23 protein-coding genes are annotated in these 25,912 nt (G+C 53.9%); 18 read left to right on the top strand and 5 right to left on the bottom strand.

The genetic code is table 11. The features are described from left to right. Positions 1-11 precede the first annotated feature (11 nt). Both asnS and E0F26_RS04300 read left to right on the top strand, forming a co-directional pair. Positions 12-1,409, top strand: coding sequence for an asparagine--tRNA ligase (gene asnS, locus E0F26_RS04305; RefSeq protein ID WP_279242818.1), 1,398 nt, complete (start codon positions 12-14; stop codon positions 1,407-1,409). A gap of 62 nt (positions 1,410-1,471) precedes the next feature. Continuing rightward, positions 1,472-2,758, top strand: coding sequence for a CinA family nicotinamide mononucleotide deamidase-related protein (locus E0F26_RS04300; protein ID WP_279242817.1), 1,287 nt, complete (start codon positions 1,472-1,474; stop codon positions 2,756-2,758). A gap of 34 nt (positions 2,759-2,792) precedes the next feature. Here the strand turns inward: E0F26_RS04300 and pdxH are convergent, their stop codons facing one another. Beyond that, positions 2,793-3,518 (bottom strand): pyridoxamine 5'-phosphate oxidase, encoded by a 726-nt coding sequence (gene pdxH, locus E0F26_RS04295; RefSeq protein WP_320416195.1) that lies wholly within the window; start codon positions 3,516-3,518, stop codon positions 2,793-2,795. Positions 3,519-3,597: 79 nt separating this feature from the next. Between pdxH and ggt the strand changes: the two genes are divergently transcribed. Beyond that, complete coding sequence (gene ggt / locus E0F26_RS04290) at positions 3,598-5,331, top strand: gamma-glutamyltransferase (RefSeq protein ID WP_279242816.1); 1,734 nt, start codon at positions 3,598-3,600, stop codon at positions 5,329-5,331. A gap of 1 nt (position 5,332) precedes the next feature. Here the strand turns inward: ggt and E0F26_RS04285 are convergent, their stop codons facing one another. After that, a complete protein-coding gene (locus E0F26_RS04285; RefSeq protein WP_279242815.1) occupies positions 5,333-6,121 on the bottom strand; it encodes a thioesterase family protein in 789 nt (262 codons plus the stop codon). A 149-nt stretch (positions 6,122-6,270) separates the two neighbouring features. Here E0F26_RS04285 and E0F26_RS04280 point away from each other — a divergent pair, with 149 nt between their 5' ends. Continuing rightward, positions 6,271-7,884 carry a hypothetical protein gene (locus E0F26_RS04280; protein ID WP_279242814.1) on the top strand — a complete coding sequence of 538 codons (1,614 nt, stop codon included), beginning with the start codon at positions 6,271-6,273 and terminating at the stop codon, positions 7,882-7,884. Here E0F26_RS04280 and E0F26_RS04275 read toward each other — a convergent pair. Then, on the bottom strand, positions 7,817-8,173 hold the full coding sequence (locus tag E0F26_RS04275) for a hypothetical protein (RefSeq protein ID WP_279242813.1): 357 nt from the start codon (positions 8,171-8,173) through the stop codon (positions 7,817-7,819). The two genes, E0F26_RS04280 and E0F26_RS04275, sit on opposite strands and share 68 nt — an antisense overlap. A 16-nt stretch (positions 8,174-8,189) precedes the next feature. On the opposite strand from E0F26_RS04275, the gene E0F26_RS04270 reads away from it, so the two are divergent. From E0F26_RS04270 to E0F26_RS04205, 14 genes are read left to right on the top strand one after another with little or no spacing between them, the layout of a single operon-like run. Beyond that, positions 8,190-9,101, top strand: coding sequence for a hypothetical protein (locus E0F26_RS04270; RefSeq protein WP_279242812.1), 912 nt, complete (start codon positions 8,190-8,192; stop codon positions 9,099-9,101). After that, a complete protein-coding gene (locus tag E0F26_RS04265; RefSeq protein ID WP_279242811.1) occupies positions 9,098-10,288 on the top strand; it encodes a hypothetical protein in 1,191 nt (396 codons plus the stop codon). The genes E0F26_RS04270 and E0F26_RS04265 overlap by 4 nt, the downstream gene beginning before the upstream one ends. A gap of 17 nt (positions 10,289-10,305) precedes the next feature. Then, the gene (locus E0F26_RS04260; RefSeq protein ID WP_279242810.1) at positions 10,306-11,841 is read left to right on the top strand and encodes a tetratricopeptide repeat protein; all 1,536 of its coding nucleotides are present in this window, start codon (positions 10,306-10,308) and stop codon (positions 11,839-11,841) included. Continuing rightward, positions 11,841-13,907, top strand: a complete 2,067-nt coding sequence (locus tag E0F26_RS04255; protein WP_279242809.1) for a PEGA domain-containing protein — start codon at positions 11,841-11,843, stop codon at positions 13,905-13,907. The genes E0F26_RS04260 and E0F26_RS04255 overlap by 1 nt, the downstream gene beginning before the upstream one ends. Continuing rightward, positions 13,897-14,208 carry a hypothetical protein gene (locus E0F26_RS04250; protein ID WP_279242808.1) on the top strand — a complete coding sequence of 104 codons (312 nt, stop codon included), beginning with the start codon at positions 13,897-13,899 and terminating at the stop codon, positions 14,206-14,208. Before E0F26_RS04255 ends, E0F26_RS04250 begins: the two co-directional genes overlap by 11 nt. A gap of 11 nt (positions 14,209-14,219) precedes the next feature. Beyond that, positions 14,220-15,023, top strand: coding sequence for a MotA/TolQ/ExbB proton channel family protein (locus E0F26_RS04245; RefSeq protein WP_279242807.1), 804 nt, complete (start codon positions 14,220-14,222; stop codon positions 15,021-15,023). After that, complete coding sequence (locus E0F26_RS04240; protein ID WP_279242806.1) at positions 15,020-16,282, top strand: hypothetical protein; 1,263 nt, start codon at positions 15,020-15,022, stop codon at positions 16,280-16,282. The genes E0F26_RS04245 and E0F26_RS04240 overlap by 4 nt, the downstream gene beginning before the upstream one ends. Before the next feature lie 3 nt (positions 16,283-16,285). Further along, on the top strand, positions 16,286-17,377 hold the full coding sequence (locus tag E0F26_RS04235; RefSeq protein WP_279242805.1) for a VWA domain-containing protein: 1,092 nt from the start codon (positions 16,286-16,288) through the stop codon (positions 17,375-17,377). Beyond that, positions 17,377-18,375, top strand: coding sequence for a vWA domain-containing protein (locus tag E0F26_RS04230; RefSeq protein ID WP_279242804.1), 999 nt, complete (start codon positions 17,377-17,379; stop codon positions 18,373-18,375). The genes E0F26_RS04235 and E0F26_RS04230 overlap by 1 nt, the downstream gene beginning before the upstream one ends. Further along, a complete protein-coding gene (locus E0F26_RS04225) occupies positions 18,350-19,027 on the top strand; it encodes a hypothetical protein (protein WP_279242803.1) in 678 nt (225 codons plus the stop codon). Before E0F26_RS04230 ends, E0F26_RS04225 begins: the two co-directional genes overlap by 26 nt. Continuing rightward, positions 19,027-19,683: a hypothetical protein gene (locus E0F26_RS04220; RefSeq protein ID WP_420887702.1), complete on the top strand. Its 657-nt coding sequence runs from the start codon at positions 19,027-19,029 to the stop codon at positions 19,681-19,683. The genes E0F26_RS04225 and E0F26_RS04220 overlap by 1 nt, the downstream gene beginning before the upstream one ends. A gap of 3 nt (positions 19,684-19,686) precedes the next feature. Then, positions 19,687-21,096, top strand: coding sequence for a M48 family metalloprotease (locus E0F26_RS04215; RefSeq protein WP_279242801.1), 1,410 nt, complete (start codon positions 19,687-19,689; stop codon positions 21,094-21,096). A gap of 60 nt (positions 21,097-21,156) precedes the next feature. After that, positions 21,157-22,860 carry an amidohydrolase gene (locus tag E0F26_RS04210; protein WP_279242800.1) on the top strand — a complete coding sequence of 568 codons (1,704 nt, stop codon included), beginning with the start codon at positions 21,157-21,159 and terminating at the stop codon, positions 22,858-22,860. Positions 22,861-22,872: 12 nt separating this feature from the next. After that, positions 22,873-23,949, top strand: coding sequence for an NADH:flavin oxidoreductase (locus tag E0F26_RS04205; RefSeq protein ID WP_279242799.1), 1,077 nt, complete (start codon positions 22,873-22,875; stop codon positions 23,947-23,949). Between the two features lie 6 nt (positions 23,950-23,955). Here E0F26_RS04205 and E0F26_RS04200 read toward each other — a convergent pair whose 3' ends face one another. Then, positions 23,956-24,606: an MBL fold metallo-hydrolase gene (locus E0F26_RS04200; RefSeq protein ID WP_279242798.1), complete on the bottom strand. Its 651-nt coding sequence runs from the start codon at positions 24,604-24,606 to the stop codon at positions 23,956-23,958. After that, complete coding sequence (locus E0F26_RS04195) at positions 24,603-25,910, bottom strand: dicarboxylate/amino acid:cation symporter (RefSeq protein WP_279242797.1); 1,308 nt, start codon at positions 25,908-25,910, stop codon at positions 24,603-24,605. The genes E0F26_RS04200 and E0F26_RS04195 overlap by 4 nt, the downstream gene beginning before the upstream one ends. Positions 25,911-25,912: the final 2 nt, after the last annotated feature.

The raw sequence follows: 25,912 nt of genomic DNA, 5'->3' as shown, positions 1-25,912 counted from the left end.
ATCATTCCATCATGGCCAAGCTTCATCCCGTAAAACAACTACTGACAGACGGCTCGCTTATTGGCACAGAAATCACCGTCAACGGTTGGCTACGCTCCAAACGTGATTCAAAGGCCGGCATTTCATTTTTAGCCGTAAACGACGGTAGCCACTTTGACAGTTTGCAGTGTGTCGCACCCAAGGATTTAGATAACTACGAATCAGAGGTGCTGAAGCTATCCACCGGATGTGCGGTCTGCGTTACGGGTCAATTAGTTGCGTCACAAGGCGGCGGGCAAGCCGTTGAAATTCAAGCCTCAAGCGTTGTCTTAATCGGCGATGTCGACGACCCAGAGTCGTATCCTATTGCGAAGAAACGCCACACGTTTGAGTACCTTCGTACCCAAGCACACCTGCGAACGCGAACAAACACCTTTGGTGCCGTCACTCGGGTGCGTCACACCGTAGCAAACGCTATCCACGATTTTTTCCACGGCGAAGATTTTTACTGGGTCAACACCCCCATTATTACGGCAAGCGATTGCGAAGGCGCCGGCGAATTATTTCGTGTCAGCACTTTAGATCTCAACAATCTTCCCCGCAATGACGAGGGGCAAGTCGATACAGGACAGGATTTTTTCGGTGGTGACGCCTACCTCACGGTATCAGGCCAGCTTGCCGTTGAGTCTTACTGTCTCTCAATGAACAAGGTTTATACCTTCGGTCCGACATTTCGCGCAGAGAACTCCAATACGTCGCGACACTTAGCTGAGTTCTGGATGGTAGAGCCGGAAGTGGCCTTTGCTGACCTAGCTGACAATGCCGCACTTGCAGAAAGATTATTGAAGTCGGTATCCGCGCGGGTACTGAACGACTGCGAAACGGATCTCGGGTTTTTTCAACAGCGCATCGATAAGACAGTGCTCGAGCGTTTGGGAAATATTGTTGAAAATCCCTTTGTTCGTGTCACTTATACCGATGCGATCGACATTTTGCTGAAGTCAGGCAAAAAGTTTGAATACCCTGTCGAATGGGGAATCGACATGGCCTCCGAGCACGAACGTTTCCTAGCCGAGGAGCATTTCAAGTCACCCGTGGTAGTAACCGATTATCCGCGCGATATAAAAGCATTTTACATGCGCCTAAACGATGACGAAAAAACTGTGGCCGCCATGGACGTCCTTGCGCCGGGCATTGGTGAGATTATTGGGGGTAGCCAGCGCGAAGAGCGGCTCGATGTATTGGACGCCCGAATGGACGAGGGGCTCAAAGAGACGCTCTGGTGGTATCGCGATTTACGCCGCTACGGGACGGTGCCGCATGCGGGGTTTGGTCTTGGCTTTGAGCGGCTAGTGGCTTATATCACCGGCATGGAAAACGTCAGAGACGTCATTCCATTTCCAAGAACGCCAGGAAACGCCGACTTCTGATCAACGAGTCATTGAGGCCTAAAAGGCCGCTTCTCAGTGTTTCGCTATCTCGAAGGATAAACATGTCACAGCATAAAAAAGTCGCGCTTCTTCTTACCGGCAATGAACTGATGAGCGGTGATACCGTGGACAGTAATTCCTCGCGGATTGCCATCGCACTGGGAGAGCGGCAAATCGCGATCAGTAAAAAGATTACCGTAGGTGACGATCAAGAGTTGCTCAGAGAAAGCCTAAGAGCGCTGTGTCAGGATGCGGGCGTTGTCATCATCAACGGTGGTCTCGGCCCAACCGAGGACGATCTGACAGCAGACGTTGTAGCCGACGTCTTAGGGGAGCGACTGACTGACCACCCAAAGGCGATCAAACACCTTGAAGAATGGTGTGAAAAACGCGGCCTAGAACTCAACGCGAGCAATCTTAAACAAGCGCTTTTACCTGAGTCCGCGGACATCGTTGACAACCCTATTGGCAGCGCTGTCGGTTTTGCAGTCGAAATAGGCGAGAGCTTAGTCATCACCACGCCTGGCGTGCCGGTGGAGCTAACAGCCATGCTGCCTGAAATCGGTCAACGCGTTGCTCAGCGCGTGGGCTCGGGCACCACTTATATACGCCGGCTTCAAACATTTGGCATTGGCGAATCCACCATTCAAGAATTGGTCAACGAACGAAATCAAGATTGGCCGGAAGGGGTCGTCCTAGGGTTTCGATCAGGCTTGCCGCAACTTGAACTAAAACTGCAAGTTGATGATGAAGCGCTTCTTGAAAAGCGCGACCAGGCTGAGCAGCTACTCCTTGAGCTCATTGGCGATCATGTTATTGGAGAGGACAGCGATCAGCTCGCCATGGCGCTGCAGCGTGTATTGGTTGAAAAGCGAATGACGTTGACCACGGCAGAGTCATGCACGGGTGGCCTGATTGCCTCGCTGATTACAAAAGAAGCGGGATCGTCGCAGGTATTTGGAGCCGGCTTTGTCACCTATGCCAACACGGCTAAGCAGCAGGTACTCCATGTCTCTGAGGACACAATCAATAGCCACGGCGCGGTCAGTGAAGGGGTTGTTCGCGCTATGTTGCTCGGCGCATTAACAAAAGCAAACGCAGATATCGGTATTGCCGTTTCAGGCGTTGCCGGCCCGGGTGGTGGTAGCGAGGACAAGCCCGTGGGCACGGTGTGGCTCGCCTGGGGTACAAAGGACAATAACGATGCTATCCGGTTGCAAATCCCCGGTTCTCGCGAGCGATTTCAGATCCTCGTTGCTGCGATTGGCCTTGATCTTATGAGACGGCAGCTCTTGGAGCTCCCTCCGATTCCTCACTACATCAAGCGATTTGTTTATCGGAGTGCGTGAATCTTTCGCAGGGTACGACGAGTTCAGATTCAAATTAGGGTTGTAGGCGCGATAGTCGCCATTGATCTGAGCCCTGTTCAGACGGCTCTGAAACGTAAACAAAACGATCGTGAAGCCTGTCGCTACCGCCCTGCCAAAATTCAATCCGAGTAGGCTCTAAGCGAAATCCACCCCAGTGCGGGGGTCGCGCAACGTGATCGCCCTCAAAGCGAGCAACGGTGGCGTGAAACTGTTGTTCTAAGGCATCACGGCTCTCAATCGGCTGGCTTTGCTGTGATGTCCATGCGGCGAGTTGACTGGCGCGCGGTCGCGCCGCGAAGTATTGATCGGATTCCTCTTCAGACACTTTCCGCACAACACCCGAAATACTGACTTGACGATCAAGCTCATTCCAGGGAAATAGCATCGAGGCCTCGTCACAGTGAGAGAGCGCAACGGCCTTGTCGCTTTTATAATTGGTATAGAAGACGAACCCTCGCTCATCGACCCCTTTTAGAAGCACAAAGCGTTGGCGCACCATGCCACCAGGGTGCACAGTCGCCACAACGCAGCCGGTTGGATCGGCGAGCCCTGCCGCCGTCGCATCTGCCTGCCACTGCTCGAACAAGGCCATTGGCTGCTCTGGTAACGCACCGCGCCGCAGCCCACCCTTCGTATACTGTCTGCGAAAGTCTTTGAGTTCCATATACCCTCCTGAAGTGGCAATGGTAATCGATATTGCAAAGGTATTGCGGAGCAAGTCGCGTTTACGATATTGCACGCTCACTTCTCAGAGGGTGGTCAATAAGAGGAGCAACCTGTGTTAATTTCCTCTCTCGTATTTTTTGGAGCACGTATTGATGCGTCTAACTCGTTTATTTCTCGCCTTCCTGATTATCACAAGCCCCATGAGGAGCTTGGCGCAGAGCGAGAGTCAAGGGGGTCCGTTGATCGACTACGGAACGCGATTCATACCTGCAATCGCGTCGCGGGGCATGGTGTCAGGCCCTGAGAAATTAGCCTCAGAAGCCGGTTTGGCTATGTTAAAAAAAGGCGGCAATGCGATTGATGCGGCCGTTGCGACCAGCTTTGCGCTTGCTGTAACGCTGCCGCGTGCCGGCAACATCGCAGGCGGCGGATTTATGCTCGTCCACCTCGCTGACGCTAACGAGCAAGTATTCATCGATTATCGCGAAATGGCGCCGGCCGCCGCCTCTCGAGATATGTTTCTAAATGAAGACGGAACGGTCAATAAGCGCAAGGCATACAACAGTGTGAGTGCCGCTGGCATTCCAGGGACCGTTGCGGGACTCATTCATGCACTTGAGCAGTACGGCACGCTGGATCTAAAAACAGTAATGCAGCCCGCCATCGATCTTGCAGAGAACGGCTTTGCGGTGCCTGCAGCGCTCCACCTGAATTTGCGCTCAGCGGCAAAGCGCCTCGGCCGTAACGAAGAGGCAAACCGCGTTTATCTCGGAGGGACGGGGACAGCTCCGGCAATGGGCACGTTGTTCAAGCAGCCTGATCTTGCCGCCACGCTCAAGCGTGTGAGAGATAAAGGCTTCGACGGGTTTTACAAAGGTAAAACGGCTGCGCTTATTGCAGCAGAAATGCAGCGAGGAGGCGGTGTTATGAACGCCGACGATCTCGCAAGCTACCGTGCGATCGAGCGAAAACCCGTTCGCGCTTCGTTTAGAGGGTATGACATTGTCAGTGCGCCACCCCCTTCATCTGGCGGCGTGCATGTCTCTCAGATTTTGAAGCTTTTGGAGCCCTACCCCATCGAGGACATGGGCCATAACAGCGCGGCCTACCTGCATTTGCTGATCGAATCGATGAAGTTGGCTTATGCGGATCGCAGTGAATACCTCGGCGATCCAGACCGAACGACTATTCCCATTGCTACGCTCACGAGTGAGCCGTATCTGGAAAAACGTCGGGAGCTCATTAAGGACGACGAGGCGACCCCTTCAGAAATCATCAAGCCTGGCGACGTTGACGATTATGAAAGTACTGAAACGACCCATTTCTCCGTTGTCGATCAGTTCGGTAATGTCGTCACTAATACCTACACCATCAACTTTAGTTTTGGCTCGGGTATTGTGGTCCCCGGCACAGGCATGCTGCTTAATAATGAGATGGATGACTTTGCAGCTAAGCCCGGATTTCCAAACGGTTATGGCCTTGTGCAAGGCGAGGCAAATGCCGTTTCAGCTGGCAGTCGCCCCCTATCGTCAATGACACCCACTTTGGTTTTTAAAGAAGGTAAACCATGGGTAGCCACTGGCAGCCCTGGAGGCTCCCGCATCATCACGGCGGTCACTCAAACGCTGCTAAACCTCATGGCATTTGATATGACACTCGGCATGGCTACATCTTCCCCGCGCATACATCACCAATGGATGCCGGATATGGCGATGGTAGAGCCCGGCATTTCGGAGGATACAATTCGCATCCTCGAAAAGAGTAAACACAAGATTTTACGCTCGAATAGCACGATCGGGCGCGTAAATTCGGTGCAAATCGAAGATGGGTGGTTTTATGGTTACGCCGACCCCAGACGACCTGGTGGTCATGTCGCGACCTGGTAGGTCAGCTTATCGATCGCACCTTCATGGTTTGGCGACCCACAGCAACAAGGTCGCCATTTGAATCCCAAATTTCAGAGTCCTGCTCCGTCACACCACGGATCAGGGTGTGCGAGCGCGCATGACATAAAATAGGCCCCGGCGCCGGCGCGCCCCTTAACTGAATCGTCATCTCCACCGTTGGCACCCACCCTACGTTGGGAACTAAGGTAAATGAGGGCGGCGGTATCATGTCGCCAAACATCAGCAAATCGATTACGCCAATCGGTGCGCCATCGACGTGCTGCATATAGGCAATAAACTCTCCGGTGCCTGTCGGCTCCTGGCTGTCAAAAAACTCCCGCCCTTTGACGATCCGCGTATCAATCGTGCTGTGTATTTCTAGAACGTTATGCGCAGGCACGTCGACAGCATCAAAGGACGGTACATCTGGCATGGTCATGACAGTATTGGTTGGGCCCTTCAACTTATCGAGGTCGGTATACGCCGCGTTCGCGATCACCTTAAGACTACCCTCTTGGTACATCCGTGCTGTGGCAAATTGAGTGCCTTTGCCCAGTCTCAAAATTTCGACGTGAATTTCTGCCTCGCCCAAAGTAGTAGGCTCTAAATAAAACGCATTAATCGATAGTGGATCTGCACCAGACAAGGACTGAGAAATCGCACGCCCAACAATAGCCAGTACATAACCACCATTCGGCACACGCCCTATTCTCCAGCCTTTTTGCAAGCAAGCTTTCCATCGATGATTACCGATTTCTTCGAGCGATGTGTCGTCTACAAACTTACCCATGGGACTTCCTTCCTCCTCACTTTGCTCATCGACTGTCCAGCTCTCGCCCAGACGGTGGATGCGCACGAAGTGTACATGCCCTAATACAAGACGTAGAGATTTAGATAAAACTATCTCTATACTGGGTTGCACACAAAGAGGACTGAATCGTGAAAACGCTTTCGATAAGTCTCGTCATAACAACTGCTCTCGCAGGCGTCTGTGCGACGCCTGCATGGGCCAATAAGGCAGTGTACGGCGCTTACGATCCGAGGCAGCAAGAGTCGCTTTGGAACACCGCCATTGACCTACAAGCTCAAGGCCGCCACGAAGAAGCGATTCCGGTGCTAAAGCAGGCAACCCACCTCAGTCGTATCAGCGACGGATTAAATGCTGCCAGCCAGCTACCCTACGTAAGGGCTGAAATTCAGAGTTACCGCGCCCTAGATGAGTTGGCATTGGCTGACGAGCGTCACGCGTATATGTCACGCATCGAAAAGCAGGTGCTGCCCTCCGGCCCTGAGAAAATCGAAGCACTACTCCGGCAGGCCGAGTGGCATCAATATGCGCTCTTAGAAGATATGGATGAGGAAGAAGCGATCCAAGCAAGAATGGGGAAAGCGTGGAATTTCTATCGCAGAGCACTCAATGAATCGGTTGCCACCTATGGCGAAAACTCCGAGGAGTTGCTACCGGCACTCCACGGTATGGTGCGAGCGCAATATCTCCTTGCCGGCCACCAAGGCGTGGGCGCCGCTATGCCGGGCAAAATGCGGCGCGAGCGCACCTCGGCCAGCCAATCTAAAAGCTCCTTCAAACGAGGCATTTCACTATTAATAGCCATGCAACAGCTCAATCGCGATCGATTGAAGGTCAGCCGGGAAGCTCAGGCTGAAGACCTTGTTCGCATGGGTGATTGGGCTTGGTGGACCGGCAATCGCACGTTTGCACTCGAGTTCTACGGCGACGCCATCAAACTGGCCAATGGAGAGGTGTTAAATCGAGGACCTGAAGCAAATGCTGAGCTTGCAGATGCCGAAGCTGTAAAAAACGCCTTGGCTGCTACTGATGCCGCTGATGGCGGGCCCACGGTAGAGAACACTGATCCAGAAAACACTGACCCAGAAAATATTGACCCAGAAGACACGGATCCAGAAGAGAAAACGTCTCAAACCGAGCGTGCGGCAGACCTCGCCTCGAATGACGAGAGCACCTCAGTCGACACAACTAATGCCATAGACGGCACCTTGTCAGCCTCTACCGTAACTCAGGGGGAGACCCTCGATGAGGTCGCTTATGCTGAACCCACTCGCACACACACTGACAAAAATACGGATTCAACGGTCAGAGCGGCTGAAGAGATGAACCTCGCAACCGATGAGGCGCCCGATCAAATAGCAAAGACCGCGCCTGAGACAGCGGATGACGATCCAGCGACACAAACCTTCCCCACGTTCCGTATATTAGAAACACCCGTGCCATTACCGGCAATTGAAGGATTCGGCCCAGTGCTCAAGGTAAAGACAGAGCCCGCCACCGAGGCCGACCTTATTGTGACTTTTACCGTTAACGCTAACGGTAAAGTTGATAACCTAGAGCGCGTACAGGTGCCTGTCACGAATACTAGGCGCAGTCCCGACCGGGTCTTGAGAAGACTGCGACGACTGCGATTTAGACCCGTCTTTGAGGCCGGTGAACCCGTGGAGAGCGCACCCATTACTTGGGTATTTGGTCCAGAGCATTGGGCATCGCCCTACGATTCGACCACAGAGGTTTCAACATGAATGGACAGTTTCTGAAATGGTTTCCCGCGGCCGTCGTATCCTTACCACTCATTGCCGGCTGTCCGTCTGCCAGTATGCCAACTACGCCGTCGACGCCTTCAATGCCATCGGCCTCAATGCCCTCGCCAAGCAGCTCAGGATCGAGTGGCTCATCCGGCAGCCGCTCTTCGAGTAGCAGTTCCTCGAGCAGCACGAGTGGCGGTGGCGCAAGCTCATCTTCCAGTGGATCCTCGGGTGGTGCCGCCGGCAGTTCAAGCAGCTCCTCTGGGAATTCCTCAGGAGGCGGCAACAGTTCAGGCGGAGGTATGCCAAGTGGTGGTGCAGCGTCTGGCGGTGGGATGCCGGGGAGCTCTGCACCCAGCGGTGGTGCCTCAGGAGATCAAAGTGCAGGCACCGGCGGGGGATCATCGGCCGGGCAAACCGCAGGGGGAAGTAGCAGTTCGAGTCCAGGTACTTCGGGAGGTGATCCCGGCTTTGGTGACGCCGCGGGTGGTGATCTATCGCTGCCAAGCTTAGTGGATGAACAACCTACCTATAGCAGCGCTTCAGCGAGCCCTGGCGAGCCGGGTGAATCCGCAGATGGGTCAAGTGGCTCAGGTTCAGGTTCAGGTTCACAATCGAGTGACGGACAAGGTGGGCAATCGTCACAGGGCAGTGGCCCACAGGGCAGTCAAACCGGCAGCTCGGGCGGATCACCGTCTGCCGCAGCGGGAGGCACCGTGGTGGCGTCCGGAACCGAAGGCACTGGGACGCGTGCCCAGGGTGGACTAGAGCCCGACTGGGGTAGCGATCCAATGACGACGGCCGAACGAGTGGCTGTTCTCGATCGCCAGCTAGAAGCCAGTACAGGTGTTTTTGACGCCATCATAAGAGAAGAGCAACGACAGCAACGCTCAAGCCGTCGAGAACAAGGTAATCAGTCGCAAAGCACCGGTGGCTCAGGAACTGAGAGCGCATCGGGTGGTCGAAATCCTTATGAAGCATCTGACGACGGTGGTTATGGGTCGGTCGGGGGCGGAATTGGCGGTCGCTCAGGTGGCGCGCCCGAGAACCCAGCAGTCTTCGAAGCGCCCGAGGACATCCCCTCTGGTAATGACGACGACATTGTTGCACGGCAGCTCCGTGAGGCCGCCATGCGTGAAGCTGACCCCGAGGTCAGAGAGGCACTCTGGAACGAGTATCGAAAATACAAAGGCATAGAGATACCAAAAGAATGATGCATCGCTGGGTCACACTGTTCGCGCTTATCGGACTCCTATCTGGCTGTGTTACTCAGACGGTGAAGACGACGTCTGTTCCAACACTTGCGACCTACGAAAGCGAGCTTTCAAGTGATGAAATCCTCGATATTGCCGTGGCTGTGTTCGATCCAGGCATCTCAGAAACCGAGATCAATGACAGCATATACCCCGAAATACGGCGCGCTGAAGCAACCTTCATGGCACGTGAGCTCGCTTTGGTTCTTGACGATCAGGGCGTGTGGGGCGCCAGTCGCGTAGTACCATCTGCAGATTATATAAGCGATATTGTTATAGCGGGCACCATTGAGCAGTCAGATGGCGAGTCACTTGTCCTCAACATTCAAGCACGCGATGCGCGCGGGGGCCTTTGGCTGGATAAAGCCTACTCCGGCTCGACGAGTCGATATGCCTACCAGCAAACGCAGCGGGTTAAGCGAGACCCATTCCTGGGTGTGTATCGCAAAATTGCCAACGACCTCATTCGGACCTTCAAGGCGCTCTCCAGAGAGGAGCGTCTCGCTATACGAGATGTAGCGCGCCTGAAGTTCGCCCAGAGTTTTGCGCCCAAGGCGTTTAGTGGTTATTTGAAAACAGATGAATCAAACATCACGCGGGCCATTCGCTTGCCGGCTGAGAGTGACCCCATGATGGCGCGCATTAGTGCCATCCAGCAGCGTAATCACGTATTCGTCGATACGCTCCAAGGCCACTATGACAATTTTTCAGGCAGCATGGAGGCGCCCTACAATGAGTGGCGACGTCTGAGCTACGACGAAACAGTCGCATTACGCGAGCTTGAGCAAGAGGCAAGAACGCAGCTGATTGTCGGTGGGCTATCGCTGTTAGCTGGTGTAGCTGCAGCCACCTCCGACGATAGAGAGACAAGAACAGCCGGCGCAGTGGGGATCTATGCAGGCGGCAGTTTGGTCAAGAGTGGCCTCGAGCGCCGAGCTGAAGCCAAAATCCATTCACTTGCCCTGGAAGAACTGGGGCAATCCTTGGAAGCCGAGATAACGCCGCAAGTCATTGAGCTAGAGGATCGAACAGTGCAGCTATCGGGTAGCATTGAGGACCAGTACAGTCAGTGGCGAGAGATCCTAAGCGACATTTACGCGGCGGAAATCGCTGACTTACCATCGTCTCTCGACCAGCCCTCGTCGTAGCCATAGGTATAACCGGTATGTCTAAAGACAGCGACGAAGCGTTGCGAGCCACAAGCTTTGACCCAAAGCCAAACGCCTCGCCAACGCAAACCGAGGCGCCCGCATCGCCTCAGCGTGGTGTATGGATAGCAGGTGTCATCGGTCTCATTCTCCTCGGTTTTGTCGTCTTTGTATTGCCGCCACAAACGCCCGCCCCCCTGCCGTTAGCTTCGTCCAATGATCCCGCTTCACAGGGAATACAAGTACCCAACGGAACGGGGCTGGATAGCACCACCCAGACAGAAGAACGAAGCCCCTTCGCAGAGGCTCAAATGGCGAAGTCCCGCCGAGCCGCACAGGAAGCACTGCAAGGACTATTAGAGACTCAAGCTCGCCTCGAAGCCCGGGCCGTCAATGACTGGGCAGACAATGAGTTCAACGAAGCAACCAACTTTGCGATCAACGGCGATCAGTCATATCGAGAGCAAGATTTTGCTGAGGCGGAAATAAACTACCAAAGAGCACAGTCCGCGCTCGATGCGCTGGAGGCTCGGTTACCGGATGAAGTCTCTGAGAGACTGGCTACTTTATTAAATATGATCGAGACCGGTCAGGCCGAGGGCGCAAACAGGCTGGGTATTATCCTGCTGCAGATGGCACCCGACAGCCTTGATGTAATTGATGCCACAGCGCGGGTACCAAGCATTCCCGAAGTTGTCGCGCTCATTGATCAAGCCAGCGCGCTCTATTCTGACCGCGCCTTCGGTGAGGCACTCGGCAAAATCCAAGCAGCAATTGAACTCGACCCTCCCCATAAGCGCTTGCAGGCCATTGCCAAAGCCTATCGCAATGCACTGACCAACCAGCAATTCCTCACCGCTATGACCCGCGGATTCGAAGCACTCGAGGTCAGCGATTTTGATACGGCACGAGCTGCCTTCAAAGGAGCCGCAAAGCTCAAGCCTGCTGATGAATCCCCGCGCGTGGCGCTCGATCAAACCAGAGAAGCCGAAATACTGAGCTCGCTCAATCGCTTCATTAGCACAGCGGCAAAGCAGGAGGCGAGTGAAAGCTGGGCATCAGCATCTGAGACCTACCGAGATGCCTTAGCGCTTGATCCCAGCCTGGTTCAAGCCTCGGAGGGACTTGCGAGAACAGAGCCGATGGCAGACCTCTTCTTACGACTAGACGCCATTATCGAAAAACCGGCAAGGCTTGTGGACCCCACCATTTTGGACGATGCGCAAACAACGGTCAGGGAGGCGAACGCGGCGCTGAATACGGCAGACAACATGCCTAAATTACAAGCGCTAGGGTCCAGGGCTCAAGACATCGTTCAGAACGCGAGTACCCCTCTTCCCGTCACTATCCTTTCTGATGGCAAGACCGAAATTACCCTAAAGCGGGTAGCACGACTCGGCACCGTCACGTCCCGCGTTGTCTCCTTAAGACCCGGCCAGTATCAATTGCTAGGAAGTCGAAATGGCTATCGTGATGTATTGGTAACATTAAACGTCGGGATGAATCGCGAAAATACAGTCGATATCCGTTGCACGGAGGCAATTCGCCGCTGATGACAGAGCAGCAAACACCGCAGGAACGCCTCGCGGCAGCCACCTTTGAGCCGCGACAAGCGGTTATCGTGGAAAAGACAGCCAAGATGCAACCGCGCCTAGTAGTCCTCGCCCTAGGTACACTGGTGTTGGCCTATGCACTCTTTTTCCTTTTGACCGCGAAATCTGTCGCCGTAACGTCTGAGACGGTTACACCAATTGATATCAACGTCGGTGGACTCGCCCTGCCCTTTGGCGATCGACTGTTAATCCGACCCGGGTCCTACCCGCTAACCATCACAGCCGACGGCTACTCTCCGTTTCAAGGTACGTTGGAGGTCGATTCAGCCGACGTTCAGAACCGCGTGGTGAACCTCATACCCCTACCGGGTACGTTAATCATTGAGACGCAACCTGCCGGGGCAACGGTAGTCATTGATGGGCAGGTAGCCGGTGTCACGCCACTTACCCTAGAAGGTGTGGCTGCTGGCGATGTCGCATTTAAGCTCTCTGCCGAGCGTCATCTCGATTTCGAGGGCGTAATCACCCTCGAAGGGCGGGGCATCACGCAGCGATACAGCCAAGACTTGGTGCCCGGTTGGGCGCGCGTGACAGTTGACGCCATACCAGAGCGGGCCAGGTTTCAAATTGACGAACAGCCCATCATCAAGAACAACGGTGTCATCGAAGTGATGGCGGGTGAACAGCAACTGTTAATCAGCGCACCGGGTTATGTCAGCCAAATAATAGAGGTCAAGGCGGTAGCGAATACAGATCTGGACTTGGGCACCGTGGAGCTCGTTGCGGCCGAGGGCACTCTGAGTTTGACCTCAACACCCAGCGGAGCCTCTGTAACGCGCGATGGTCAATTTATCGGCATCACGCCTGTCGATATTGCTATGTCGCCTGATGTTAATCACCTGATTATCTTACGACGTGCTGGGTATCAACCAAGTGAATTTCGATCCTCCCTGGGGAAAGGCGCCACCGAACGCAGAGCCCTGACACTCACCCCCACGTTGGGAGATGTCTCACTTCAAATAACACCGTCGATAGCGCGTGTATCGGTTAACGGTTCTGACCGAGGCGCAGGCAGCACGACGTTATCGCTGCCCAGTATCGAGCAGACGATTGCTGTCAGTGCGCCTGGATACGCAAGTGTTGAACGAAAGGTAACGCCACGAGCAGGCCTCGCGCAGCGTCTAAAAATCGATTTATTGACCGAAGAGGAAGCACGAAAAGCCGCTATTAAGCCTCAGCTCTTGTCCTCGCTTGGCCAGTCATTACTGCTGATAGACCCCCAAGTCGAGGCCGTCAACGAATTCACCATGGGTGCGCCCCGTCGTGATGCTGGACGCGGCGCCAACGAAGTAGAGCGCACGATCCGCTTAACACGTGCCTTTTATCTCGCCACAACGGAAGTTACCAATGCGCAGTTTCGCCAGTTCACCGCGGATCACAATTCAGGACAAGCCGGCGGTAAGAGTTTAAATCGGGAGCATCAGCCCGCCGTTGATCTGTCATGGCAGCAAGCGGCCAGTTTCTGCAATTGGTTAAGCGCACGCGAGGGCTTAGACCCGTTTTACAAAGAGCGCGACGGCATCATTGTCGGCTTTGACGAGAAAAGTATCGGTTATCGCCTTCCCAGCGAGGCCGAGTGGGCCTATGCAAGTCGTATACACGATACTGATATTTGGCGATTCGCCTGGGGAGATGCCTGGCCACCTGAAAATAACAGTGCCAATTTGGCGGATGGCTCCTCGGCAATCGTGACAGGTCGGATACTCAATGGTTACTCTGATGGTGCGATTGTCAGTTCCGAAGTGGGTAAATTTCCTGCTAATCCCAGAGGCTTATATGATCTTGGGGGAAATGTATCGGAATGGGTAAATGATGTTTATCGAATTCCTGTCCCGGGGGAGGCCGTAGAAGAAAATCCGCTGGGAGATGATCAGGGCGATAATTTTACAATTCGAGGCGCAAGTTGGAGTCTGAGTCGATTGAGAGAGCTCAGGCTGACCTACAGAGATTATGGCGAGCGCGGTAGAGATGATGTCGGATTCAGGGTGGCCAGATATGCCGAATAAACACATTGTGATGTTAAGTATTTTCTTGGCGACAGCCGCAGCCGCCATTGGGCAGGAGACTTCGCCCGCGACCGAATCGGAATCACCCGTCGAGACCCCAGCCGCCGCCTCAACAACTGATACTGATGACGAAATATCAGATGAAGTTCAGACACAAGCGCTTGAAAGCACGAGCACGCAGGACTCCAACGCCACCGAGCCAGAGATGAGCTCTGGCGAAACGAATAGTGCTGCCGACCGATATCGTCCGACCGAACGAATCTCGGAAGATCGATCCGTGTCGTTTCCGATCGACATATGAGAACAACTGCCATGAATAAATCGAGACTGCCTTCCGAATTTGCTTTTCAGGTCCTGGCTTTATTGGCCGCGGTGATCGTCGTGCACGCTTTTTACGTGGGATTGATTAGGCCCTCGGCCGATGCGCAGCTCGTCGCACAAGCTGCGCTTCAAGCCTCGGGTGAGGCCTTTGTGCCAGAGCGCTCGCTGTTCGTCGTCATTCGAGATTTCGAACAAGAAGCGTGTTTCATTCTCATGATCTGGGCACTTGCGATCATGAGTCTCAAAGCCTGGTCGACCCGACAAGAAGCCGCGATGCTTGAGCGAAACCTTATACAAGTAACCGAAGGCACAACGCTTTTGCCTCAGGACGCGCGTAACTACGCTCGAGCCATCGAGGCTCTGCCTGAAACGGAACAGGATCTCCTGCTACCTAGGACCTTACTGAATGCACTGAGTCGTTTCTCTACCACCGCAAGCATACCCGCTGTGTCTGAGGCTGTACGTGAGCAATGCGACATTGAAGCGGATAAGCTGGATTCCGAATTGTCGATGGTGCGATACATCAGCTGGGCGATCCCGTCGATTGGATTTATTGGAACAGTTCGCGGTATTGGTGACGCACTAGGGCAGGCTTACAAGGCCGTAGAGGGTGATATTTCGGGCGTCACAGTCAGCCTAGGTGTCGCCTTCAACAGTACGTTCGTCGCTCTGGTCCTATCAATCATTATCATGTTTGCGCTGCACCAGCTGCAGTTGTCGCAAGAACGCCTCGTCCTAAGAACGCAGCGTTACACCGACAAGCAACTCATACGACACTTGGCTGCACCCAAATGAGCCATATCCTTCTCGATATTACGGACTCCCAAATTACGTTGACGTCGGGTAGCACTGTCATCGCGTCACCCGGTGCGGCACTGGCCTCAAGCGACGGACGACTCGTGTTTGGACACGGGGTACTCGAAGAGTTAAAGCGTCGTCCACTCGAAACACGAACCGACTTCTGGTCGCAGCTATCAACCGTATCGCTTACTTCTGAGTTTGCGGGAGCCCGGCATAGTGCTGACCTTGTCTATGAGCATCTCAAATTCATTTTTAACGAAGCAGAGCGCGAAATGGGTGAGATCACCCATCTTTCAGTGATCGCCCCCTCAAGTCTGAGTCAAGCCCAGCTAGAGCTGCTCCTTGGCATCATGAATGCGCTCGGCAAAACGCCTGCTTCCATTTTAGATCGTGCACTGCTGCATCAGCACGCTACGGGAAAGGCCGGGGTCCATTTGGATCTTCAATGGCGGCAACTCATAGTCACCAAGGTCAACCTCGATCAGGGTCAGCTCACAGTAGGGAAATCGACGTCCATGCCCGGGCTTGGTTATCTGGATCTTTTAGAACAATGTCTCGAGTACTGTGCGGATATGTGTGTGGAACAAACGCGGTTTGATCCAAGGCGCAGCGCAGAAGCTGAGCAAAATCTATTTAATGCCATTCCGGGTGCATTCGAGACCCTCAAACACGCTGAGGAAGCCGCGCTCTCGGTTAATGGCTACGAATTTAAGATCGCGCGCAGTGGTTTGACGTTCATAGGTACGCAAGTAATGAAAGCCGTTGAGAGCGCTCCGGGAGTATTGAGCGTTGACGGTCTGTTGGCCAATCTCCCAGGCATTCGATTTGACTACGCTGCCGATCTACAAAGCCTTACAAACGCATCAGATCACATTCTCAGTACACGGGGCACTGATGCTCCGCTGTCTCGTATTAGCAGCACTAACGCTCCTTCACAGGAGGTGGATGTCTCTGAGTCCCCCGAACTTAGGGAATCAACGCACCGGCCAGATGCGAGCGATGAGCCTACGCTTCACTCCACAGTCCCTACCCATATTTTGATCAATTCGCAGGCGTACTCGATCACAAATCAGAGTCCTGAGTCGCAGGCCTTCGGTCTTATCGCCGGCCCTGATCGCGTTTACGTTTCAGATGCGTTTAGAAACCGGGTGAACGTGCTGTCGACCCAAAGCTCACATGAGCAACTGCACGCGGGCTGTCGCCTCTATCGTGACGATGGTTTCGAGGCCCTACTGATTCGTGTTGAAAGCTAACCAATGGCGCGCCGGAAGCGACAAACCACTACCTTTAGTCTGAGCTTTTTGGACATCATGTCCTGCGGATTTGGTGCTGTCGTTCTGGTGTTTCTTATTATCGATCACTCAATTGAGATTCAAATCCAATCGGTAAACGCCGAAGTGCTCTCCGAAGTAGATCTGCTCGAGGAGGATATTCGAGAGGGCGAGGAAGGCCTGGTAAAGCTTCGAAATGCCGTCAGCAGCACCGATTTCGATATTGTTGAAGCACAAGGTCGTGCGCGAGTCGTGACCGAAGAGCTAGATCGGCTGGAGGCATTAATAGCCTCGCTCGAAGAATCCGATGTAAGCGAAACCACTGACCTCGACGCGCTGAAAGCCGAAATTAATTCGCTCGAGGAGCGTATCCAGCAATTGCGTGAAGCGGCGGAGGCTGACGGGGGTGCGAGTGCTCGGGAGTTTCAGGGCGAGGGCAATCGCCAATATCTGACAGGACTGAAACTCGGCGGTAATCGCATCGCTATTTTGTTAGATGTGTCGGCGAGCATGCTCGCACCCGAGGTAGTGAACGTGATCCGAATACGAAATCAATCGGAGGCTATCCAGCGTTCTGCGCGAAAATGGGTACAAGCACTCGACGTGGTCGATTGGCTAACGGCGCAACTCCCAACAGGGTCTCGTTATCAAATCATACTGTTCAACACACAAGCGCAGTTCGCCCTTCCCGAGACCAAAGGTCGATGGTTGGAGGTCGCAGACGGCGAGCAAATCGAACGCGTTGTCGATTCTGTGAGAGAGACGCTACCAACGGGTGGCACCTCGCTGCACAACGCTTTTGGCTTCTTACAGGAACTCGACAGCCAGCCTGACAACATCTTCCTCATTACGGACGGGCTGCCGACACAGGGCCAATCTGCACCGAGGCGCAACACAGTGTCAGGGCCTGCGCGTCTAAAACACTATCGCGATGCGCTCAGAAAGTTACCCAATAATGTACCGGTAAATGTCGTGCTATCTCCCATGGAGGGCGACCCGGCTGCCGCGTCGGAATTTTGGAAGCTCGCGCAAGAAACGGGCGGTAGCTTCATGGCACCTGCCGAGGATTGGCCATAATGCCTAAAAGACGACCGACACCTGAAATATCCCTTTCCTTCCTCGACGTTATTTGCTGCGGGTTTGGTGCCGTGATTCTTCTACTGATGATTACCAAAACCGTTGAACCACAGGTTCTTGAAGAATCAACAGTCATTGCGGAAGGCCGCGTTGCTGAGCTCACAGAGCAGCTCTTTGAAATCCGCGGTGAAACAACCGTGCTTAATCGAGATCTTGCGGCCAAGCAGGAACAAATTTCGGAGTTTGAAGAGCAGATTGCCATTTTGCAGGGCGCACTCGCCTCGTCAAAATCCCGCTACGATTCACTTCAGACTACGCGCAATGCGAACAGTATCGTTGAAGCACAATTAGCAATAGCTCGACAAGAACTAAGCGAAGAGGAAGAGCGTCTCTTGGGTCGTGACGCCGAGCGAAAGAACCAACTAATCGGGGGTATCCCGGTAGACAGCGAATACATCATTTTTATTATTGATACCTCGGGTTCCATGTTCTCCTACGCCTGGGATCGCATGCTGAGAGAGATGGAGGCAACACTCAATATTTACCCTAACGTCAAGGGCATTCAGGTCATGAACGACATGGGTAATTACTTATTTAGTCGTTACGCGGGACAGTGGATTCCCGACACACCAGCAAGGCGACAGCTCATCTTGCGTAATCTTGCCAACTGGAATGCCTTTTCTAACTCTTCACCCGTTGAGGGCATCACTCAAGCAGTGCGCTCGTTTTATGACCGGGACAAAAAGATTTCGATTTATGTCTTTGGCGATGAGTTCACAGGGCGCTCGATCGAAGACGTCGTCTTAACAGTAGATAAGCTCAATGCGGAGGCACGAACGGGAGAGCGTCGCGTGCGCATCCATGCGGTCGGGTTCCCCGTACAGTTCATACGCCCACCTGAATTGCAGGATACGGGTATTCGATTTGCTACACTCATGCGAGAACTGACTCATCGGAATGGTGGAACGTTTGTTGGACTCAACGACTTTAGGCCGTAGGGCCAAAAGCGCCTTAGCGCTACTCTGTCTCATGAGCTTGGCGGCTTGCAGCAGCCGAGAGGTCATCGTCGAGGGTAGCTTTCCGACACCCGTTGTTGACCCACTTCCCGTGTCGGTTGGTGTGCTCTTCACCAAGGAATTTCGCGAGCACGAGCTTGTCGACGACGCTACAGGCCGCGGTGAGGCCAGCTGGCGGGTGAGTACGGGCCTTGCACAAGTTAACTTTTGGTCAACTCTCCTACCCGCATTTTTCCAGAATGTGGTTTTCATAGAGAACTATGAGGATCTCAACACCTATGACGTTGATGCCGTTCTCATTCCTGAAGTCACCGATGTCCAATACGCCATCCCGCTCTACACCAACGTCAAGGTTTACGAGATCTGGATGCGTTATCAACTCTCACTGGTGGAACCCGGCCAGCTCAAAGACGAGGAAAATCAAGTCATCGTCACAGAGAACGCACAGGCATTTACCCAGTGGCCACTAACAGCCTATGGCAAGACACCAACCGCCTTCTTACAAAGCGATACAGACGCGGTAAATGAGGCCGCTGTGATGGCTCTCAGAGATGCTGGCGCTAACTTCATCACCAGTTTTGGTCGCGTACCGGGCGTCGTAGCATGGGTCCAAAAGTCCCAGGAGGCCCAATGATGCGCTTTTGTGTGTGCCTAATCGCAGTCACTTCGTTGTTGGGTGGCTGTGTCACGGCGAATGTGGACGAGATGACCTTTGATGCGCCCGTTGCCGGCATGGGCGAAGGCACCATCGTTATATTAGGTCGTCGACACGCACCCGATTATGATACCGAGCCAGACTTCATTGATTGTATTGGGGGACATGTTAGTCGCGGCGACACCGGCATCAGCGTGATTCCCGAGCGTCAGTTTATCGACTCGCTTTATCCCTGGTTCGAACCCCGTACGGCACCCCTGAGTATCGAGAGTGTCGACCGCTTAATGGCGCTGCCCAGCGTTGCTGACAAACTGGGCGAGCTAGACCTGCAGTACATGATTTGGATTGATGGACGAACCGAGGACACAAACAGTAGCGGTTCGATGACTTGCGGTGTAGGACCGACAGGTGCTGGATGTTTTGGCTTTGGAACGTGGGGCACCGAGTCTGAATACGAAGCCACGATATGGAACTTCGGCGACGGATCTGAAGTCGGTCGTATGAGCGCCCAAACAAGCGGGCAGAGTTATATGCCCGCCGTGGTTGTTCCCATTCCCATCATTGCTCCCGTGCAGGACACCGCCTGTGAGAGTTTAGGCAGTCAACTACTTCAGTATTTGTCAGCGGAGTCTTAATTCATGACCCGATTACTCACCGTATTGCTGACCGCGATTTTCCTTGTGAGCTGTGCGGGATCATCTACGGTTACGGTCGGCGGTAGGCCGGTCAGCATCCCCAAAAAGGCCGCAGATGAACATGAGAAACTGATTGAGAATGTTGGTATTTATGACGATCCAAAACTCAACACCTACGTTAACGAAATAGCCCAGAGACTCGTCGCCAACTCGAGCTTAGCCGACGAAGAATTCACCTTCACCCTGCTCGATTCGCCGGATATCAATGCCTTTGCTCTGCCGGGCGGGATGATTTACATCAACCGTGGGCTATTGGCTTACCTCAATACTGAAGCAGAACTTGCAGGCGTTATTGCGCACGAGATTGCCCACATCACCGAGCGGCATCACGCTAGAAGACGTACCCAGCAGCTCACGACGCAGGCCGTCGCAGTTTCCGCTCTGATCCTTACCCGATCCGGGGATCTTTACGATGCGACGAACATGTACGGTGCGGAATTGGTCTCAGGCTTCGGTCGGGAAATGGAGCTAGAAGCGGACGCTGAAGGCGCCGAGATTATGCATAAAAGCGGCTATGACGCCGATGCACTGTTATCGGTAATTGGCGTTCTCAAAGATCAAGAACGCTATCGAAAGGCCGCCGCCAAAGCCGCAGGTAAACCCTCCGGCACCTATCACGGTCTCTACGCCAGTCATCCACGTAATGACCTTCGCCTGCAAACCGTTATCAAAACAGCCAACACACTCGATTTTGACACCATGGCGGATGATCCTGAGCTACCGGGTCGATTCAGACGGGAAACCCAGGGCATGGTGGTCGGTGCTAGCGCTGAGGCACAGAGCGACCCACTGCGCTACTACCACAATAAACTCGACTTCACGTTCGAGCACCCGGAGGGCTGGAACGTCACCGCAAATACACGCGAGATCGTGGCGCGGGCGCCTGACTCCGATGCTGCTTTGACAATAAAAATTGCAAAGATTGATCCCGAGACAGACCCAACAGCCGCGCTACCAACCCTCGCAACCGGCGAAGTGAGTCAACAAGAAGAAATTGAGAACCAAGGCCTCAAAGGAGCGACGGGGCTGGCAAGTGCCGGCGGTGTTCAAAAGCGACTCGGCATTGTTGATTACCGTTTTCGCTACCTCTTTGAGGGTGAGTCATCAGACTTTGCAGGGTCCGATGACGCCTTTAAGAAAATAATCACCTCGTTTCGCCCCTTGTTTCCCAAGGAGAAAAAACGGGGTGAGAGTCTCACATTAACCTATGTGCAGGTGCCTCGCGGTGCGACGTTCGCCTCGTTAAGTACCGGCATCCGTATCCCCGATGCAGAAAACCAGCTCCGCCTTATCAATGGTTACTACCCAGGTGGTGAGCCACGTACCGGTGACTGGATAAAAGTTCTGCGCTAACCCCTCCACTTTTTTGCCCTGTTCGTGACATGATGGGAAAGGCACGTGGAGGGTAGATGCATGATGCTAAGAACAATAATTCAAACCATCATTTTCCTGGTTGCGGCGCCCGTTTGTGCGGCAGAAACAGTGGTCTACACCGCCAAACTCATTCGGACCATGGAGCCCGCGCTGCCCCTCGCCACGGCGGTTGCAGTAGAAAATGGCAAGGTGCTGGCGGTGGGAGACCTTGAAAGCTTAGCCCCACTCATTCGCGATCGCAGTGCTCGAATCGACCGGCAGTTCGAATCCTTCGTTATGACACCGGGACTGATAGACCCCCATGTTCATCCAACCCTTCCTGCTGTACTGACTCAGTTCCCGTTTCTCGCACCGGATGATTGGTATCTGCCAACAGGCGACTTTCCCGGAGCCACCACACCCGAGGCTTACAAGCGATCACTGACCAAACTTGTAGCTGGCCATGCTGACCCGACGATTCCGTTTGTTGTGTTTGGCTACCACCCGCTCTGGCATGGGGAGGTATGGCGTGAAGACCTTAACGACTGGTTTGGCGATGTACCGGTGATGATTTGGCACCGCTCATTTCATGAACTGATTGGTAATGACGCGGCGTGGAATGCAATTGGCGTCACAAAGGAGGACGCGGACGCGATTCACGAGGGCGCTGACTGGGAGCGAGGTCACTTTTATGAGCTGGGCCTGAGGGCTGTTTTTCCTCGCATGGGCTTTCTATTTGAGCCCGCTCGCTATATGAAAGGCATGCAGAACTTTCTCTCAATGATGCACGAGTCAGGCGTAACAACCGCCGCCGATATGGGGACAGGCATTTTCGGAAACCCTGTTGCTGAAATTCAGGCGGTAAAAGCCGCTGTGGCCAATGACCCGGTGGGTGTGCGCATTTTACTTACCCCCATCATCACCGACTTCCTCACGCGCCAGAAAACTCCAGAGCAAGCCTTAACTGAAGTCCGTGAGTGGCAAGCGATGAACGATGAGCATGTGTCAGTGGGTAATCACTTCAAGCTCATGATCGATGGCGCTATCTTTTCAGGGCTGTCTCAGATGGGTGCGCCGGGTTACCTAGACGGCCATATGGGTGTTTGGATGGTGGACGTCCCGACGCTCAAATCCTTCGCCAGAACTTTTTGGGACGCAGGATTCCAAATTCATGCGCACAGTAACGGAGATGCGGCTACGGCAAGATTTATCGATCTATTGGAATACTTGTTACGCGAAAGCCCTCGGGCTGACCACCGTATGACCCTTGAGCATTTTGCCTATAGCACCGAGGATCAGAACCGAAAGTTGGCCGTGCTCGGGGCCGCCGTCTCGGCGAACCCCTATTACCACTTCATCTTGTCTGAAATGTATAGCGGCGATTGGCTCGGACCCGATAGAGGGCCTCAAATGGTGCGTTTGGGCTCACTGGAGCAGAAAAATGTACCGGTTGGATTGCACTCAGATAGCCCAATGGCGCCGCTTTCTCCGTTGACACTTATGTGGACCGCGGTAGCACGGGAAAATATCTCAGGCGATAAAACAGGTCAGGCTGAAGTCATGAGTCGCGAGGGTGCATTAAAAGCGATTACTATCGACGCGGCTTGGATTCTTGGCCTAGAAGATGAAATTGGATCGATAAGGGCCGGTAAAGCCGCTGACTTTACGATACTCGCTGACGACCCAATGACCGCACCGCTTGATACGTTACGCCACATCGACGTTGTCGGCACTGTATTTGCCGGTGAAGCCCACCGAAACTAACGAGGTAGCAATATGACATCCCTAGGGAACCCCCTACACTTTAACAACGGCTCAACCATTAAAAATCGTTTCATGTTGGCCGCGCTTACCAATCTGCAGAGCGGTAGAGACGGTGTCATGAGTGACGATGAGTATCACTGGTTGACGCGACGCGCAGAGGGGGGATTTGGACTCACGATGACCTGCGCTACATCGGTACAACATCGGGGGGTTGGCTTCCCTGGTCAGCTGGGCGCACACGATGACCTGCACCTTGAGGGCCTAAAGCGCATGGCCAGCGGCATCAAAGCCCAAGGTAGCCATGCTGTAGTGCAACTGCATCACGGCGGGATGCGTGCGATGGGAGACTATTGCGATGACACCCCTATGTGCCCCTCGGATGATGAGTCCACCAACTCGAAAGCGATGACAATTGAGGAGGTCGAGGGGTTTGTCGAGGACTGCATCGCGTCGGCCGTTCGGTGTCACAAGGCCGGTTTTGACGGTGTGCAATTGCACGGCGCTCACGGCTATCTCATCGCTCAATTTTTGAGTCCCGAGATTAATCGTAGAGACGACGCCTATGGTGGTAGTCCCGTAAAGCGCGCGAAGGTGTTGTTCGACATTATCGAGGGAATCAACGCCTCTTGTGGGCGATCCTTTAGCTTAGGGGTCCGCCTATCGCCCGAGCGCTTTGGACAACGCACGGAAGAAATACGAGATTTAGCCGGTCAATTACTCACCGACGATCGCATCGACTACCTCGATATGTCGCTCTGGGATGTATTTAAGCCGGCACACGATGAGGCGTTTGCGGGCGAGTCACTGCTTAAGGTCTTTACTGATCTGCCTCGAAAAGGTGTCGCACTGGGTGCGGCGGGTAAGTTGTACTCTGCTGGTGACTGCCAACGAGCAATAGATAGCGGCCTCGACTTTGTTTTGATCGGACGTGGAGCCGTGGTTCACGCGGACTTCCCAGCGCAGGCCATGGCAAATCCTGACTTTGCCATGCTGGAGCTACCGGTAAGTCGCCAACATCTAGCCGACCAGGGCCTAGGCCCCAAGTTCATCGACTATATGGCGTCGTGGAAAGGGTTTGTGGCAGCTTAAATCAGGCTAACCAAACTGCATATCGGCAACGAAGGGATTCGTTGCCCGCTCGCGGCCAAAGGTTGAGTCCGGTCCATGCCCGGGAACAAACTGGACGTTATCGCCGAGGGGGAAAAGCTTCTCACGAATCGAGTGAATCAACTCGTCGTGATTCCCCTTGGGAAAGTCTGTGCGGCCAATCGACCCAGCAAAGATCACATCGCCCACCCAGGCGACGTTTTGATGGCGATCGTAAAATACAACATGCCCCGGGGTGTGCCCTGGGCAATGAATCACAGCAAGCTCTAAGTTGCCCACGGAAACGGTATCCCCATCAACCAACCAGCGGTCTGGCTCAAAAGCCTCGGCGGATGGGAAACCGGACATCTCACACCACTTAGGCAGGTTATCAATCCAAAACCTGTCGCCCTCCTCGGGACCCTCAATGGGGACCTCCCACTCCTGCCGAAGGACGTCGGCTGCCGCGCAGTGGTCCATATGGCCATGAGTAAGAAGGATCTTCTCAACGGTTGCGCCCATCTTTTCGATGGCGGCTTTTATCCGATCAATATCACCGCCAGGATCAACAACAGCCGCCTTACCTGTCGCATTACACTTAACGATAGAGCAGTTCTGCTGATAGGGGGTGACCGGGACGATCGTTACCGACAGACTCATACCACAGCCTCTGTGCTTTCCTCACTGTCTAACTCAAGATCCGCGTTGGGATCGTTATACACGACCTCATCCAACTGCCCCTCATGGTAGGCAACAACGGTGGAAACGGTTGCATCGCCCGTCACGTTAACCGCTGTCCGAACCATATCGAGCAGACGATCGACACCGAGAATCAGGGCAACACCCTCTACCGGAAGGCCCGCCTGCGTCAGCACAAGCGAGAGCATAATCAAACCCGCGCTCGGTACCGCAGCAGTCCCAATAGAGGCAAGGGTTGCTGTTAGAACGACCATCAGAAGCTGACTGCTACTGAGGTCGATACCGTAAACCTGCGCAATAAAGACCGTGGCAACCCCCTGCATAATGGCCGTACCGTCCATATTAATGGTGGCACCCAGTGGTACCGCAAACCCTGCAACACTCTTGTTAACGCCTAATCGTTTCTCAACAGTGCGGAGCGTTATGGGTAGCGTTGCCCCAGACGAAGAGGTCGAAAAAGCAAAAGCCCAGACGCGGCGCATCTTTGCACGCAGCACCGCAGGCGAGAGTGGCGTGAGTGTCCGCAACACCAAACCGTAAATGACCAGTCCGTGGAAAAGCAGGACCGCTAGCAGAGTGAAAAAATACTTTGCTAGATCGAAAATCGTCTCAAACCCCATGGTGGCGAATAACTTAGTCAATAATGCGAAGACACCGTAGGGTGCGAGCTCAATAAGCACCCCGACCATTTTCATGACAACCACTTCTAAGTCTTGGAACCAGGCGATTAGGCGCTCACCTGCCTCGCCTGCGCGCGTCATCGCGAAACCGACGAGCAGTGCAAATACGATGACCTGCAGCATGTTGCCCTCGGCCATTGCAGCGACGGGGTTCGTAGGAAATATATTGATCAGCGTTTCCTTGATCGGCGGCGCCTCTTTCGGCACAAAATCCACACTCGCAATGGCGTTAACGCCATTGCCCGGCCCCACAATGATTGCAACAGCTAAGCCAAGTGTTACCGCGATACAGGTCGTGATGAGGTAAAGCCCCAAGGTCTTTCCTGCGATCGGTCCCATACGGCTACTCGCACCGAGTGCCGCCATTCCGCAAATAAGCGACACCAAGACCAAGGGCACGACGAGCAACTTCAGGGAAGCGATGAAAATACGACCGAGGACATCGAAGACACCCATAACGAGGCCGTTATACACGAAGCCATAGAGCTGAGTCTCAGTGTCTAAGTTGCCCAAGAGTATCTCGAGGATAGAGCCGAGACTGATACCCAGCACCATAGCCAGCAAAATTCGATTAGTCAGAGACATGC

This window comes from Candidatus Paraluminiphilus aquimaris, from assembly GCF_026230195.1.
Taxonomy (GTDB): domain Bacteria; phylum Pseudomonadota; class Gammaproteobacteria; order Pseudomonadales; family Halieaceae; genus Luminiphilus; species Luminiphilus aquimaris.
Note: the sequence above shows the minus strand (reverse complement) of the source record. Positions and strands in the feature narration are given on the sequence as shown.

Bases quoted from the DNA above. Each gene is read 5' to 3' on its own strand.
- asnS (WP_279242818.1), top strand. From the start codon at position 12: ATGGCCAAGCTTCATCCCGTAAAACAACTACTGACAGACGGCTCGCTT.
- E0F26_RS04300 (WP_279242817.1), top strand. From the start codon at position 1,472: ATGTCACAGCATAAAAAAGTCGCGCTTCTTCTTACCGGCAATGAACTG.
- ggt (WP_279242816.1), top strand. From the start codon at position 3,598: ATGCGTCTAACTCGTTTATTTCTCGCCTTCCTGATTATCACAAGCCCC.
- E0F26_RS04285 (WP_279242815.1), bottom strand. From the start codon at position 6,121: ATGGGTAAGTTTGTAGACGACACATCGCTCGAAGAAATCGGTAATCAT.
- E0F26_RS04270 (WP_279242812.1), top strand. From the start codon at position 8,190: ATGCCAAGTGGTGGTGCAGCGTCTGGCGGTGGGATGCCGGGGAGCTCT.
- E0F26_RS04265 (WP_279242811.1), top strand. From the start codon at position 9,098: ATGATGCATCGCTGGGTCACACTGTTCGCGCTTATCGGACTCCTATCT.
- E0F26_RS04260 (WP_279242810.1), top strand. From the start codon at position 10,306: ATGTCTAAAGACAGCGACGAAGCGTTGCGAGCCACAAGCTTTGACCCA.
- E0F26_RS04255 (WP_279242809.1), top strand. From the start codon at position 11,841: ATGACAGAGCAGCAAACACCGCAGGAACGCCTCGCGGCAGCCACCTTT.
- E0F26_RS04250 (WP_279242808.1), top strand. From the start codon at position 13,897: ATGCCGAATAAACACATTGTGATGTTAAGTATTTTCTTGGCGACAGCC.
- E0F26_RS04245 (WP_279242807.1), top strand. From the start codon at position 14,220: ATGAATAAATCGAGACTGCCTTCCGAATTTGCTTTTCAGGTCCTGGCT.
- E0F26_RS04240 (WP_279242806.1), top strand. From the start codon at position 15,020: ATGAGCCATATCCTTCTCGATATTACGGACTCCCAAATTACGTTGACG.
- E0F26_RS04235 (WP_279242805.1), top strand. From the start codon at position 16,286: ATGGCGCGCCGGAAGCGACAAACCACTACCTTTAGTCTGAGCTTTTTG.
- E0F26_RS04230 (WP_279242804.1), top strand. From the start codon at position 17,377: ATGCCTAAAAGACGACCGACACCTGAAATATCCCTTTCCTTCCTCGAC.
- E0F26_RS04220 (WP_420887702.1), top strand. From the start codon at position 19,027: ATGCGCTTTTGTGTGTGCCTAATCGCAGTCACTTCGTTGTTGGGTGGC.
- E0F26_RS04215 (WP_279242801.1), top strand. From the start codon at position 19,687: ATGACCCGATTACTCACCGTATTGCTGACCGCGATTTTCCTTGTGAGC.
- E0F26_RS04210 (WP_279242800.1), top strand. From the start codon at position 21,157: ATGATGCTAAGAACAATAATTCAAACCATCATTTTCCTGGTTGCGGCG.
- E0F26_RS04205 (WP_279242799.1), top strand. From the start codon at position 22,873: ATGACATCCCTAGGGAACCCCCTACACTTTAACAACGGCTCAACCATT.
- E0F26_RS04200 (WP_279242798.1), bottom strand. From the start codon at position 24,606: ATGAGTCTGTCGGTAACGATCGTCCCGGTCACCCCCTATCAGCAGAAC.
- E0F26_RS04195 (WP_279242797.1), bottom strand. From the start codon at position 25,910: ATGTCTCTGACTAATCGAATTTTGCTGGCTATGGTGCTGGGTATCAGT.